This is a genomic window from Mycolicibacter sp. MU0102, assembly GCF_963378105.1.
In the GTDB taxonomy this organism is placed as follows: Bacteria; Actinomycetota; Actinomycetes; order Mycobacteriales; family Mycobacteriaceae; genus Mycobacterium; species Mycobacterium holstebronense.
Genome location: NZ_OY726398.1, coordinates 4,228,734 through 4,242,752 on the forward strand (window position 1 = coordinate 4,228,734; position 14,019 = coordinate 4,242,752).

The 14,019-nt window shown below is 66.1% G+C and carries 10 protein-coding genes; 6 read left to right on the plus strand and 4 right to left on the minus strand.

Going from position 1 to position 14,019, the window contains the following annotated elements:
• Positions 1-14: 14 nt before the first annotated feature.
• Complete coding sequence (ftsH, locus tag RCP37_RS19920; protein ID WP_308484680.1) at positions 15-2,402, minus strand: ATP-dependent zinc metalloprotease FtsH; 2,388 nt, start codon at positions 2,400-2,402, stop codon at positions 15-17.
• 109 nt (positions 2,403-2,511) lie between these two features.
• On the opposite strand from ftsH, the gene RCP37_RS19925 reads away from it, so the two are divergent.
• From RCP37_RS19925 to RCP37_RS19935, 3 genes are read left to right on the plus strand one after another with little or no spacing between them, the layout of a single operon-like run.
• A complete protein-coding gene (locus RCP37_RS19925) occupies positions 2,512-3,528 on the plus strand; it encodes an alpha/beta fold hydrolase (protein ID WP_373693065.1) in 1,017 nt (338 codons plus the stop codon).
• Positions 3,525-4,730, plus strand: a complete 1,206-nt coding sequence (locus tag RCP37_RS19930) for an LLM class flavin-dependent oxidoreductase (RefSeq protein ID WP_308484681.1) — start codon at positions 3,525-3,527, stop codon at positions 4,728-4,730. The genes RCP37_RS19925 and RCP37_RS19930 overlap by 4 nt, the downstream gene beginning before the upstream one ends.
• Complete coding sequence (locus RCP37_RS19935; protein WP_308484682.1) at positions 4,730-5,746, plus strand: zinc-binding dehydrogenase; 1,017 nt, start codon at positions 4,730-4,732, stop codon at positions 5,744-5,746. The genes RCP37_RS19930 and RCP37_RS19935 overlap by 1 nt, the downstream gene beginning before the upstream one ends.
• Before the next feature lie 62 nt (positions 5,747-5,808).
• Here RCP37_RS19935 and RCP37_RS19940 read toward each other — a convergent pair whose 3' ends face one another.
• Positions 5,809-6,663: an SCO6745 family protein gene (locus RCP37_RS19940; protein WP_308484683.1), complete on the minus strand. Its 855-nt coding sequence runs from the start codon at positions 6,661-6,663 to the stop codon at positions 5,809-5,811.
• 65 nt (positions 6,664-6,728) lie between these two features.
• Between RCP37_RS19940 and RCP37_RS19945 the strand changes: the two genes are divergently transcribed.
• The 3 genes from RCP37_RS19945 (at position 6,729) to RCP37_RS19955 (ending at position 12,107) form a co-directional block, all read left to right on the plus strand.
• Entirely contained in the window at positions 6,729-7,469 is a 741-nt protein-coding gene (locus RCP37_RS19945; RefSeq protein ID WP_308484684.1) for an SIMPL domain-containing protein, read from the plus strand.
• 83 nt (positions 7,470-7,552) lie between these two features.
• Entirely contained in the window at positions 7,553-9,067 is a 1,515-nt protein-coding gene (locus tag RCP37_RS19950; RefSeq protein ID WP_308487167.1) for an HNH endonuclease signature motif containing protein, read from the plus strand.
• Positions 9,068-9,260: 193 nt separating this feature from the next.
• Positions 9,261-12,107 (plus strand): MMPL/RND family transporter, encoded by a 2,847-nt coding sequence (locus tag RCP37_RS19955; protein ID WP_308484685.1) that lies wholly within the window; start codon positions 9,261-9,263, stop codon positions 12,105-12,107.
• A gap of 77 nt (positions 12,108-12,184) precedes the next feature.
• Here the strand turns inward: RCP37_RS19955 and gjpA are convergent, their stop codons facing one another.
• A complete protein-coding gene (gene gjpA, locus RCP37_RS19960; RefSeq protein WP_308484686.1) occupies positions 12,185-13,039 on the minus strand; it encodes an outer membrane porin GjpA in 855 nt (284 codons plus the stop codon).
• 147 nt (positions 13,040-13,186) lie between these two features.
• A complete protein-coding gene (locus RCP37_RS19965; protein WP_308484687.1) occupies positions 13,187-13,996 on the minus strand; it encodes a class I SAM-dependent methyltransferase in 810 nt (269 codons plus the stop codon).
• Between the last annotated feature and the right edge of the window lie 23 nt (positions 13,997-14,019).

Sequence of the window (14,019 nt, forward strand, 5' to 3'; positions counted from 1 at the left end):
TCGACCCCGCTTTCTCAGTCACCGGACGGCTGCTCGGACCGGTTGTTCTCCGTGCCATGACCGCCGCCATCTGCCTCACCGGACGATGCCGGCGGTGGCGGTGGCTGACCCGCACCGGGATACGGCTGGGGCTGGTGCTGATACGGCGGGTAGTGCTGGGCGGGCGGGTAACCACTCTGCGGCCAGTGCTGGGGCGGGTACCAGTAGCCGCCCTGCTGCGGGGCCTGCGTCTGCTGCTGCGAAGGCGGCCAGCCGGGTGCGTGCCAGCCCGCCGGCGCCCCATAGTCGGGTTGGGTGCCCGCGTCGCCACCGGCAGGCACACCGTTGCTGCCGTTGGGGCCGGATTCACCCGCCCGGGCCGCCGCCTCTCGCGACGCCTGAGCGATGGCGGCCTTGAACGCCGGTTCCGGCTTCGGCTGCGGCCACGGCTCGCCCCGCTCGATGGCCAGCTCACCGGGGGTCTTGATCGGCGGCTTCTCGGACGGGACCCGCCCGCCGAAGTCGTCGAACGCCGTCAGCCGGGGCCGCTTGTTCACGTCGCCGAAGATCTTCTCCAGGTCGGCGCGGTGCAGCGTCTCCTTCTCCAACAGCTCGCCGGCCAGCACATCGAGCACATCGCGGTATTCGGTGAGGATCTCCCAGGCCTCGGTGTGCGCGGCCTCGATCAGCTTGCGAACCTCGTCGTCGATGTCGCGGGCCACTTCGTGCGAGTAGGCGGACTGCGTACCCATCGCACGCCCGACGAACGGGTCGCCGTGGTCGGTGCCGTAGCGGACCGCGCCGAGCTTGGCACTCATGCCGTATTCGGTGACCATGGCGCGCGCGACCGCGGTGGCCTTCTCGATGTCGGAGACCGCGCCGGTGGTCGGCTCGCGGAACACCAGTTCTTCGGCGGCACGCCCACCCATGGCGAAGACCAACTGGGCGATCATCTCCGAGCGCGTGCGCAGCCCCTTGTCCTCTTCGGGCACCGCGACCGCGTGCCCGCCGGTACGGCCGCGGGCCAGGATGGTGACCTTGTAGACCGGGTCGATGTCGGGCATCGCCCACGCCGCCAGGGTGTGGCCGCCCTCGTGGTAAGCGGTGATCTTCTTCTCGTGCTCGCTGATGATCCGGCCCTTGCGGCGCGGACCGCCGATCACCCGGTCCACCGCTTCTTCCAGTGCCGCTCCGGTGATCACGGTGCCGTTCTCGCGCGCGGTCAGCAGCGCCGCTTCGTTGATCACGTTGGCCAGGTCGGCGCCGGACATGCCGACGGTGCGCTTGGCCAGCCCGTCCAGGTCGGCGTCGGGGCCGATCGGCTTGCCCGCCGAATGCACCCGCAGCACCGCCCGCCGCCCGGCGATGTCGGGGTTGGTCACCGGGATCTGGCGGTCGAACCGGCCGGGCCGCAGCAGCGCGGGGTCGAGGATGTCAGGCCGGTTGGTGGCCGCGATCAGGATGACCCCGGCCCGCTCGCCGAATCCGTCCATCTCCACCAGCAACTGGTTGAGGGTCTGCTCGCGCTCGTCGTGTCCGCCGCCCATGCCGGCACCGCGCTGGCGGCCGACCGCGTCGATCTCGTCCACGAAGACGATGCACGGGCTGTTCTGTTTCGCCTGTTCGAACAGGTCCCGCACCCGGGAGGCGCCGACACCGACGAACATCTCCACAAAGTCCGAGCCGGAGATGGTGAAGAAGGGCACGCCTGCCTCACCGGCGACCGCGCGGGCCAGCAGCGTCTTGCCGGTGCCGGGCGGGCCGTAGAGCAGCACACCTTTGGGGATCTTGGCGCCCAACGCCTGGTAGCGGCCCGGGTTCTGCAGGAAGTCTTTGATCTCGTAGAGCTCTTCGACCGCCTCATCTACGCCGGCGACGTCGGCGAAGGTGGTCTTGGGCATGTCCTTGCCCAGCTGTTTGGCTCGTGATTTGCCCATGCCGAAGCCCATCCGGGCGCCGCCCTGCATTCGGGAGAACATCACGAACAACCCGATCAGCAGCAGCATCGGCAACATGTAGATCAGCAGTGAACCGAGCAGACTGCCCTGGTTCACCGTGGTGTTGATCTCGGCCTTCTTGGCGGTCAGCGCGGTGTAGAGCGGAACCGCGTACCCGGTCGGGTACTTGGTGATCAGCTTGTCGACCTTCTCGGCCCGGCCGGGTTTGTCGGCTTTACCCGACTTTCCGGCTTTGTCGGTCACGTCAACGCTGGTGAGCGGGGTCTTCAGGACCAGGCGCAGCTGTTGCTCGCGATCGTCGAGCTGGGCGCTCTTGACGTTGCCACTGTGGATCTGGGCCACCGCCACCGAAGTGTCGACCGGCTTGTATCCGCGGGTGTCGTCGCTGAAATAGAAGAACGACCAACCGAGCAGCAACACCACTGCGATCGCGGTTACGGTGCGGATCACGTTTTTGCGATTCATCAGACATCGGCCGGGCGCGGCCAAATCCTTCCAATACATGCAGCTGGGCATGTTCAGGCTACCGTCCCTTGCGGTTAACCTGCCTGGCCGGACTCTGGAACCCTGTTCGATGGCGGCCCGGTTGTGCTTTGGTGTGACGGTGGCTCCCGCAATCGAACGAGCAACTCAACGATTCGTCGACACCAACGGCGTGACCCTGCGGGTCACCGAGGCCGGCGAGCGCGGCGCCCCGGTGGTGTTGCTGGCTCACGGATTCCCGGAATTGGCCTTCTCGTGGCGCCATCAGATCCCGGCACTGGCCGACGCGGGATTCCACGTACTGGCACCCGATCAGCGCGGATACGGCGGCTCGTCACGACCGGATGAGATCGCGGCCTATGACATCGCTTCGCTCACCGGGGATCTGGTCGGCCTGTTGGACGACGTCGGCGCCCAGCGTGCGATCTGGATCGGCCACGACTGGGGCGGCCCGGTGGTGTGGAGCGCCGCGCAGCTGCACCCGGACCGGGTGGCCGGCGTGGTGGGGCTCAGTGTGCCGCCGGTGCCCCGACCGCAGGCTCCTCCGACGGAGGCGTTCCGCAATATCTTCGGCGAGAACTTTTTCTACATGCTCTATTTCCAGGAGCCGGGCGTCGCCGACGTGGAATTGGATTCCGATCCAGCGCGCACCATGCGCCGGATGATGGGCAGCCTCAGTCCCGGCGACCGCGAATCGGCGTTGCTGATGACGGCTCCCGGGCCGATGGGCTTCATAGATCGGCTTGCCGAGCCGGCGGCGCGTCCGGATTGGATCAGCGCCGACGAACTGGACCACTACATCGCCGAGTTCACCCGCACCGGGTTCACCGGCGGGCTGAACTGGTATCGCAACCTCGACCGCAACTGGGAGATCATGACCACTCCGCCCGCCGCCACCATCGACATTCCCACGTTGTTCATCGCCGGGTCCGCCGATCCGGTGCTGGCCTTCACCCGCCGTGACCGGGCCGCCGAGCTGGTGACCGGCCCCTACCGCGAGGTGATCATCGACGGCGCCGGCCACTGGCTGCAACAAGAGCGGCCCGACGAGGTCAACGCCGAGCTGTTGGAATTCCTGGCGGGCCTGCCGACCGGAGCGGCATCGTGACCGCCCGGCCGCTGCGCTTCGGGGTCTTCATCACCCCCTTTCACGCGCTGGGTCAATCACCGACGGTCGCACTGGAATACGACCTGGAGCGCGTCGTCGCACTGGACCGGCTGGGCTTCGACGAAGCCTGGTTTGGAGAGCATCATTCCGGCGGGTACGAGCTGATCGCCTGCCCCGAAGTGTTCATCGCCGCCGCCGCCGAACGCACCAAGCACATCCGGCTGGGCACCGGCGTGGTTTCGCTGCCGTATCACCACCCGTTGATGGTGGCCGACCGTTGGGTACTGCTGGACCACCTGACCCGCGGCCGGGTGATGTTCGGCGCGGGACCGGGTGCGCTACCCACCGACGCCCACATGATGGGCATCGATCCCGTCGAGCAGCGCCGGATGATGCAGGAGTCCCTGGAGGCGATCCTGGCGCTGTTCCGGGCCGAGCCGGGCGAGTTGGTCACCCGCCATTCGGACTGGTTCACCCTGCGTGACGCAGCCCTGCACATTCGCCCCTACACCTGGCCGTATCCAGAAGTCTCTGCGGCCGCGATGATTTCGCCGTCCGGGCCGCGGCTGGCCGGTGCGCTGGGCACCTCGCTGCTGTCACTGTCGATGTCGGTGCCGGGCGGGTTTGCGGCCCTGGAGAACACCTGGGAAGTGGTGCGCGACCAGGCCGCCAAAGCCGGCCGCGACGAACCGGACCGGGGTGACTGGCGGGTGCTGAGCATCATGCACATCGCCGACACCCGTGAGCAGGCGGTGGCCGACTGCACCTACGGACTGCAGGACTTCGCGAACTACTTCGGCGCAGCCGGGTTCGTACCGCTGGCCAGCGAAGTCGAAGGCTCGCCGCAGACGCCGACCGAGTTCGTCGAGGCCTACGCCGCGGCCGGGAGTAGCTGCATCGGCACCCCAGATGATGCGATCGAACACATCACCGGGTTGTTGGAGCGCTCCGGCGGATTCGGGACCTTGTTGTTCCTCGGGCACGACTGGGCCTCACCCGAGGCCACGTATCACAGCTACGAGCTGTTGGCCCGCAAGGTGATTCCCCACTTCAAGGGCCAGCTCGCCGCACCCAGGGCGTCGCACGAATGGGCCCGCGGCATGCGCGACAAACTGTTCGGCCGGGTCGGCGAGGCGATCACGAACGCCGTCGTCGAGCACGTGACCGAGTCCGCGCCCCCCGAAACGGATAGTTCGCACTGATGCGCGCGGCGGTGCTGCGCGACGGGCGGATGATCTACCGCGACGACGTGCCGGAGCCGACGCCGGGTCCGGGCCAGGTGCTCGTTGCGGTGACCGCCTGTGGAATCTGCGGATCAGACCTGCATTTCGCCTCGCACGGCGAGCAGGTGCTGGCCGCGACGCAGGCCATGTCCGGCAGCCCGTCGTCCCGTGCGTCCGTCGATCTGGGCGCCGATATCTTCATGGGCCACGAGTTCAGCGCGACGGTGCTCGAAGCCGGTCCCGGCACCGACACCTTTGCCGCCGGAACTCCCGTCACCTCCATCCCGATCTTGCTAGCCGCCAAGGGCATTGAACCGATCGTCTATTCCAACACCACGTTGGGCGGCTACGCCGAGAAGATGCTGCTGTCGGCTCCGCTGCTGGTGCCGATCCCCAACGGACTGGATCCCCGCCACGCCGCACTGACCGAGCCGATGGCCGTGGGACTGCATGCGGTCAACAGATCCGGCATCGTGGCCGGCGAGACTGCGCTGGTGTTGGGCTGCGGACCGATCGGGATGGCTATCGTCGCAGCCTTGCGCACCGCAGGGGTGGAAGACATTGTGGCAGCTGACTATTCGCTCGCCCGGCGAGACCTTGCGACGACCATGGGCGCGCATCGCACCCTCGACCCGGCGCAGGGGTCGCCGTTCGACACCGTCACCCCGAACGTGATCTTCGAGGCAGTCGGTGTGCCGGGCATCATCGACGACGTGCTGCGGCGAGCGCCGGCGCGCAGCCGGCTGGTGGTGGCCGGAGTGTGCATGGAACCCGACACCGTGCACCCGTTCTACGGCATCGCCAAGGAGATCAGCGTGCAGTTCGTACTGGCCTATGAGCCGGCGGAGTTCGCCGCGTCACTGCGGGACATCGCCGAGGGCCGGATCGACGTAGCTCCGCTGATCACCGGCGAGGTCGGACTCGACGGCGTGGGTACCGCTTTCGACGAGCTGGCCGACCCTGGCCGGCACTGCAAGATCCTGGTTACGCCCTAGGGCTCGTCACGCTTTAGTCAGATGGCGCTAGCCCGCTGCGCCCGGCTCCGCCGCGCTTGCGACTAGCCCCTGGGGAAGGCACCGGCGTCGACCAGCTGCTTCGACCACCCGCCCACCAGTTCCACCAATTCACCGAGGTCGTCGCCGAGGCGGGCCACGATCGGGGCACATGCCGCATCCGTTGCGGCCTCGACGGCCTCGCGAGCGGCGCGTCCGGCATCGCTGAGCACGCCGTCGCGCGCCAGGCCACGCTCGGCCAACCGCTCCTCGCCGCCGGTCAACTGGTCATCACTCCACGCCCGGGACCGGACGTAGGTACGCGGCGGGAGTCCGCGATAGAGCTCGGTGATCAGGCCGATCTCCACGGCATCGAATCCCGCTGCAACCCAGGCGTTGATGTGTGCGTCGCCGCGGAATTCGCGGAGCTGGTCAGCCAACAGCCAGGCATCGGTCAGCGGCTCACCGACCAGCCCGTCGGCAACCAGTCCGGCGAACAGCGGCTTGCCCGCCACCGAGAGACCGTCCACAGCGCGGCGCAGCAGTTCCACCGCGCGGTCGATGCCCTCGGGAGCGGCCCCCAGAACTCGGCGCAGTTGGCCCACCGCACCTTCGGTGCGCGCCGCCCGGATGGTCGGCGCGTCAGTCAGCTTCCAGCCGTAGCCGACGGCGGGAACGACCACCGCCGGGTTGAACACCCCGAACGTTGCGGCGATCACGTCGCCGGGCGCCTGCCCGAGCGCGGAGCCCCGACTGCAGAAGTACGCTGGCCCGTCCGGCATTTCGACACCACCGGAGGTTGCGGGGCTGGCGCCGAAACCGAGTGCAGCGTAACCGCGGTGACACTCCGGGGAGAAGTACACCTGGCCGGCGAACGGCTCAATGGCGCTGGACAGTACTCGCGACGGCGCGGTGGTCATCGCCTCAGTGTGCCGCACGAGGCTTTTCCGCCGGCGTGCGCGTCGACTCCGATAGGGTGCCAGTCATGCCGACACACAGTGCCCGGATGGTTCTCCGCTGGTCCATGACGATGGCGCTGGCCGGCGTGGCCGCCCTCGCGATGGCGGGCTGCGATGCCGCGCCGGGCGGCGGAACAGACATCCCGCGCCAGGTGACCGTGGTGGGCACCGGCGAGGTCCAGGGGGTTCCGGACACGCTGACCACCGAGGCGGGCATCGAGTTCGTCGCCGGAGATGTCACCAGCGCGATGAACCAGACGAGCGAGCGTCAGCAGGCGGTGATCGACGCCCTGGTGGATGCCGGCGTGGATCGCAAGGACATCAGCACCACCCAGGTCAGCCTGCAGCCGCAGTACGGCAATCCCGATTCCAGCGGGTCGTCCAACATCACCGGCTATCGGGCCGGCAACACCATCCGGGTCAAGGTCGAGCGCGATTCCGCCTCCCAGGTGCTGGCGGTGATCGTGCGAGCCGGCGGGGACGCCACCCGGATCAATGGGGTGAGCTACTCCATCGAGGACGATTCGGCGCTGGTGCGCGGCGCCCGGGAGCGGGCCTTCAACGACGCCAAGGACCGCGCCGAGCAGTACGCCCAGCTGTCGGGCCTGCGACTCGGTCAGGTGATCTCGATATCCGAGATCGCCGGCGAGACGCCGCCGACGCCGGTCGGGATGCCGATGCCCCGCGCGATGGCCGCCGCTCCCCCAGTCGAGCCCGGCCAGCAGACCGTGAGCTTCACCGTGACGGCGGTCTGGGAGCTGAGCTAGACCCCTGACCTTCTGATCCGTAGTCAGCCCGAGGTTTCTTGTCGGACGGCCCCTATAATATCGAACGTATGTTCGAATCGTCGATGTCGCGGCTACCTACGCCGGGTTCGTTGACGGAGTTCAGGGCGTGGTTTCTGCAGCGCCACCCGCGCACTACGCCGGAGTCGGCGGCGTTGGTGGATCGGGTTTGTGCGTCGGCGCGGGCGGAGAATCGGGCGGCGGCGGCGCAGTTGGTGGCGATCGGGGAGTTGTTCGCGCTGCGCTTGAGCGCCTGTGGTGAGACCGAGCAGTGGGCGGTCGATACCGAGGCGGCGGTGGCTGCTGAGGTGGCGGCGGCGTTGCGGATCAGTCAGGGGTTGGCGGGCAGTCGGTTGCACTATGCCCGGGCGATGCGTGAGCAGTTGCCGCAGGTGGCGGAGGTGTTCAAGGCCGGCGATATCGATATGCGGTTGTTTCAGACGATGGTGTATCGCACCGGGTTGATCACCGACCCGGAGGTGCTGGCGGTCGTCGATGGGCAGTTGGCGGCGCAGGTGACGCGGTGGCCGTCGCTGACCATGAACCGGTTGGCGGCACAGATCGACAAGATCGTGGCCAAGGCCGACGCTGATGCGGTGCGCCGCCGCAAAGAGCGCCAAGCCGAACGCGAGATCGTGTTCGGGAACTTTGTCGAAGGTGGTCTCTCGGAGATCCAAGGCAGCCTGTTCACCACCGATGCCCGTGCGGTGGACAAGGCGCTGGATGCGCTGGCCGCCACGGTGTGTGAACACGATCCACGCACTCGTGAGCAGCGGCGTGCCGATGCGATGGGGGCGTTGGCTGCCCGCGCGGATCGGTTGGGTTGTCGCTGCGGTCGTCGCGATTGCGTGGCGGGCGGTCGTGCGGCCGCCTCACCGGTGGTGATTTATGTGATCGCCGAGCAGGCCACCGTCGACGGGACTGGTGATGCGCCGGGCTCGTTAGTCGGGTCTGACGGATTGATCCCGCCGGAGTTGATCGCCGAGCTGGCCCGATCGGCCCGGTTGGTGTCGTTGGTGCATCCCGGCGATGCCCCGCCCGAGCCGGGGTATGTGCCCTCGAAAGCATTGGCGGATTTTGTGCGGTGCCGGGATATGACGTGCCGTTGGCCCGGTTGTGACCGCCCGGCCCTGGACTGCGATCTGGACCACACGATTGCCTACGGTGACGGCGGTTTTACGCATGCGTCGAATCTCAAATGCTATTGCCGCACACATCATTTGGTGAAGACGTTTTGGGGCTGGCGAGATCAGCAGCTGCCCGACGGCACGGTGATCCTGACCTCGCCATCGGGGCAGACCTATGTGAGCACCCCGGGCAGTTCCCTGCTGTTCCCGCACTTGTGCGCACCCACCGGGGAATTGCCGACACCACTGCGCCGCGATAACGACCGCTGTGGGGAGCGCACCGCGATGATGCCCCGCCGCCGGCGCACCCGCGCCCAGAACCGCGCGGCCCGCATCGCCACCGAACGCAACCAAAACCACAAAGCCCGCCAAGCCCGACGCGCCGCATTCGACACCGTCTGGTTCCCGAAAGTGGCCCCCGGCATCGACCCCGACGACCCGCCGCCCTTCTAACGGCGGTCAGCCCAGGCATGGGAACTTTCCATGTGCCTCATCCGACTCATTAGGCGATGACTTACGCCGACCGCCTACTGCTGAAAACGACAGGTGTCCGAGCAGAGCGGAACAGCGCTGCGGGAAATGTCCGTCCCAGGGGTTATGAACCACGCCATCTATTAGTGGTGCCCACGGGAAGTTGCCGTCATCGATGACAGCCGCTGCTGGCCCTGAGATCGCCTCGCCTGCACCGCCCCCGCCTCTCCAAGCAGAAGGCTCCGGCGTTGCCACATGGATTCGGCGGCTCGCCGTCCCGATCATCCTCGGATGGCTCGCAATCGTCGTCGTCCTCAGCACCGCGGTGCCGCCGCTCGAAATCGTTGGCCAAATGCGCTCGGTGCCCATGAGCCCGGAGTTCGCGCCGTCGGTCACCGCGCTGAAGCGAATCGGCCACGTCTTCGGCGAGTACACCTCCGACAGCTCGGCGATGATCCTCCTCGAGAGCCAACAGTCACTCGGCGACGATGCACACCGCTACTACGACGCTCTTGCCCGCAGGCTCAACGCCGATACCGCCCACGTGGAGCACGTCCAGGATTTCTGGGGTGACCCACTGACTGCGGCCGGCGCGCAGAGCAACGACGGCCGCGCTGCCTACGTGCAGGTCTACCTGGCCGGAAATCAGGGCGAGACGCTGGCGAACGAGTCGCTGGAGGCGGTCCGCAAAATCGTCGCCGAGGTCGAAGCCCCACCGGGAGTACGCACCCATGTCACCGGCCCAGCGGCTCTGGCCGCCGACGAGCAGGCAGCCGGTGACCACAGCGCGCAAGTCATTGTGGCCCTGACCTTCTTGGTCATAACGGCGATGATTCTGTTGGTCTACCGGTCAATAGGCACCGGGCTGATCGTCTTAGCGTTGGTGTTTCTCGCCCTCGCAGCGGCCCGTGGCGTGGTGGCCGGGCTCGCGTACTTCCATCTCATCGGCCTGACCACCTTTGCGACCAACCTGCTGGTCACCTTGGCCATAGCGGCCGCGACCGACTACGCGATCGTTCTGGTCGGCCGCTACCAAGAGGCCAGGACCGCCGGCGAAGACCGCGAAACGGCCTACCACACGATGTTCGCCGGAACGGCGCACGTGATCCTCGCCTCGGGATCGACGATCGCGGGTGCCACGTTCTGTCTGCACTTCACCCGGCTCCCCTACTTTCAGACGCTCGGTATTCCGCTGGCCGCTGGAATGGTCGTCGCCATGCTGGTGGCGTTGACGCTCGGTCCGGCGATCATCACCGTGGCCAGTCGGCGGGGGCTCCTGGAACCCAAGCGCGCCATGCGGATCCGCGGCTGGCGCAAAATCGGCGCGGTGATCGTCCGCTGGCCGGCTCCGGTGTTGGTGGCCAGCACCGCGCTGACCCTGATCGGCCTGCTGGCGCTGCCCGGCTATCGCACCAGCTACAACGAACGCCGCTACCTACCTCCGGATCTTCCCTCCACGGCCGGCTATGCCGCAGCCGAGCGGCACTTCTCCACGGCGCGGATGAATCCCGAGGTCTTGCTGGTGGAGACCGATCGAGACCTGCGCGATCCGGCGAGCTTCCTGGTGATCGACAAGATCGCCAAGAGGGTCGTACGCGAACCGGGGATAAGCCGGGTCCAGACGATCACCCGACCCGATGGCACGCCACTGACGTTCAGCACGCTGCCGGCTCAGCTCAGCCTGCAGGGCACTCTGCAGGTTCTGAATCAGGGCTACCTGCGGGACCGCATGAACGACTTTCGCGCCAGCGCCGAAGATCTGCAGCGCGGCGTCGACGCCATGGAGCGGATGCAGCTGGTGATGACCGAGATGGCCGCCACCACCCACAGCATGGTCGACAAGACGCATCAACTGGCTTCCGACACCGCGGAATTGCGGAATCACCTGGCGGACTTCGACGATTTCCTGCGCCCGCTGCGTAGCTATCTGTACTGGGATCCGCACTGTTTCGACATCCCGACCTGCTGGGCCCTGCGATCGGTCTTCGGTGCCCTCGACGGGATCGACGTGTTGAGCGGCGACATCGACCAGGTGCTGCCCGACCTTGATCGGCTCGACGCACTGATGCCACAGCTGCTCCGGCAGCTGCCGGCGCAGATCCAGACGCTGACGTCGACGCGGACGACGATGCTCACCATGTATTCCGCCCAGAACGGCCTGCTGGATCAGACCGCGGCGATGCTGGACAACCAGTCCGCTATGGGCACGGCGTTCAACGACTCGAAGAACGACGACACGTTTTATCTGCCACCGGAGGTCTTCGACAACCAGGACTTCAAACGCGGCTTGAAGGTGTTTCTGTCACCGGACGGCCACGCCGTTCGGTTCATCGTCACTCACGACGGCGATCCCCTTACCCCCGAAGGGATCACACATGTCGACGGCATTAAGCACGCAGCCAAGGAGGCCATGAAAGGCACTCCGCTGGAAGGTTCGAAGATCTACGTCGGCGGTACGGCGTCGGTATTCAAGGACATGCAGGAGGGCAACAACTATGACCTCATGGCCGTCGGTATAGCCGCACTGTGTCTGATCTTCATCATCATGCTGATCATCACCCGCAGCGTGATCGCCGCCGCGGTGATCGTCGGCACCGTGCTGGCGTCGCTGGGGGCGTCGTTTGGTTTATCGATCTTGTTGTGGCAGCACATTATCGGTTTGGAGCTGCACTTTATGGTGATGGCGATGTCGCTGATCATCCTGCTGGCCGTCGGCTCGGACTACAACCTGCTGCTGGTCGCCAGGTTCAAAGAAGAGATCAACGCCGGGCTGAACACCGGAATCATTCGAGCGATGGGCGGCACAGGTTCGGTGGTGACCTCGGCCGGAGTGGTGTTCGCCCTGACGATGCTGTCGATGGCGGTCAGTGATCTGACCGTGGTGGCACAGATCGGCACCACCATCGCTATCGGCCTGCTGTTCGACACTCTGGTTATTCGCTCATTTGTGACGCCCTCGATTGCCGCGCTGCTCGGCAAGTGGTTCTGGTGGCCCCTGGTGGGTCGAAAGCAGTTGAATTGACGGGAAGTCAGAGGCGGGCGCCCAATGATGTTGAGGGCGCCCGCCTCCGTCGCTCACCTGACGAAACACTCCGTGCGTCAGCTCATCCCGCCCGCAAACATCTCGACGAGACTGACCAACGACGCGATGAGACCAACACCCTCGCCCGGGGCCGAGTACGGCATTCCCATCCCTACCATCTGCAGGTCGAGACCGAGCGAGTTATAGATCGAACCACCGATGCTGCCGGAATCTGTTACTCCGGGTGAGAGAAGACCGCCGAAATCGAAGCTGGCGCCGAGGACCGCGTTGCCTTCCGGGACCTGCAAAGCATCGTTCAACAACGGCACCAACGCATCCAAATTCAAGGTGGCGCCGTTGAAGAACGCACCGACCATGTTCGCGGGCGTGGCCAGAAGCCCTTGCAGCGCCGCCTCAAAATCGCTGTCACCAATACTGTCGACGATCGACCCGACGCTGTTGATCAGCTCCACCCCGGGGCTCAGCAGCGGGCCGATCAGTCCCATCAGGACGCTGCTCAACGGTGACGACAAGAGCGTCAGAATTGTGGCCGCGGGCTCGGCGGCTTCTACCGGCACGACCCCCATACCCATGTCCATCCCGGCCAGATACTGCAGACCCCAGAGATGGCTCCAGTCCAGAGTTTGTGCCGCCAATTCCGAGCCCTCAGGGGTGGCGATGTCGACACCGAGGAAGGTCACCGCGGCAAAAGCCTCTTGCAGAGAACTGGGGAACCCGAAGTCAGCATCTTTGATCGCGTCGAAAATCTCAGTGGCGTTGGCAGACGCGGTGTTGAAAACATCAACCCAGGGTCCGATCAGGTCGAGTGACGCAGTGAGCTGCACTGACGGCATCGCCGAGACGGGAAGCGCTGGCATCACTGGGTTTACCGCGATCAACCCGGAAACGGCCAGGGCAGTTCCCCCGGCCATGAGGCCACGGAAGCCGATGCGCGGTGCAAGGTGCTGAGAGTCACGAGACGGTGTCATGCCTAGTTTGTCGCGCGGGAGAGGGGGTTAGTTCCTGCTTCAGAAGAAATCCTGAAGTGATGTAGATCAAACTTTCAGGGTCCGCCGAAGTCAGCCGAACTCGACGAGAGTGGTCGGCGCCCGAAATCGTCTCAAGCTACGCATGCGGTAGATCAACGGAACAGCTCTTCCTAGTACCGTGCCCCGCCCGCGCGGCATGCCCAATTCCGATACCGCACGAACCCCGGGCACCGCACGCAGCTCGTCATAGTCGTTCGCCGTGAACCAGAACGGCATTGGCGGCGCGGTGTAGTTCGCGCTGAGCTTGAAACCTCGGCGGCACGAGTACGCACTCAACAACTTCGGGACACTGTCGAAGATCATCCGGCCGCCGGGAAACCGCTCTGCGCAGGCGGCGAACAGTGCGAACACCGCTTCGCGATCCAGGTATTGCAGCAACCCCTCGACAGTGATGAACACCCCAGCGGAGTCGTCGACCTCGTCCATCCACGAGTAGTCGAGTGCCGACTGGGCACAGTACCGCAGCCGATCTGAGTTCGGCAGTAACCGCTGACGCAGTCGCGTGATAGGTTCCAAATCCACCGAAAGCCAGCTCAACTGGCCGTTGTCGACCCGCCAGAAGCTTGTCTGCAAACCCTCCGCAAGGGCGACCACGGTCGCGCACGGATGCACGGCCAAGTACTCCCGCGTGGCCTGGTCGAACACCAGGGCCCGCATCGCGGTGGCCTGGTGGGTCCTGCCGAAGTCGGCGTAATCGTAATCAAGTTTGTTGCGCAACTCGATTGCCAACGTGTCGTCGATCACACCGTCGGGCCGCTCCGCCTCGGCTGCCCGCTGATACAAGGTGAGTAGCGCGGTCTCCGATATCCCCTCGAGATGGCGGGCGTCAATGACTGGCACGCCTTCAGACCGTACCCGCCGGG

Bases quoted from the DNA above. Each gene is read 5' to 3' on its own strand.
- ftsH (WP_308484680.1), bottom strand. From the start codon at position 2,402: ATGAATCGCAAAAACGTGATCCGCACCGTAACCGCGATCGCAGTGGTG.
- RCP37_RS19925 (WP_373693065.1), top strand. From the start codon at position 2,512: ATGGCGGCCCGGTTGTGCTTTGGTGTGACGGTGGCTCCCGCAATCGAA.
- RCP37_RS19935 (WP_308484682.1), top strand. From the start codon at position 4,730: ATGCGCGCGGCGGTGCTGCGCGACGGGCGGATGATCTACCGCGACGAC.
- RCP37_RS19940 (WP_308484683.1), bottom strand. From the start codon at position 6,663: ATGACCACCGCGCCGTCGCGAGTACTGTCCAGCGCCATTGAGCCGTTC.
- RCP37_RS19945 (WP_308484684.1), top strand. From the start codon at position 6,729: ATGCCGACACACAGTGCCCGGATGGTTCTCCGCTGGTCCATGACGATG.
- RCP37_RS19950 (WP_308487167.1), top strand. From the start codon at position 7,553: ATGTCGCGGCTACCTACGCCGGGTTCGTTGACGGAGTTCAGGGCGTGG.
- RCP37_RS19955 (WP_308484685.1), top strand. From the start codon at position 9,261: ATGACAGCCGCTGCTGGCCCTGAGATCGCCTCGCCTGCACCGCCCCCG.
- gjpA (WP_308484686.1), bottom strand. From the start codon at position 13,039: ATGGCCGGGGGAACTGCCCTGGCCGTTTCCGGGTTGATCGCGGTAAAC.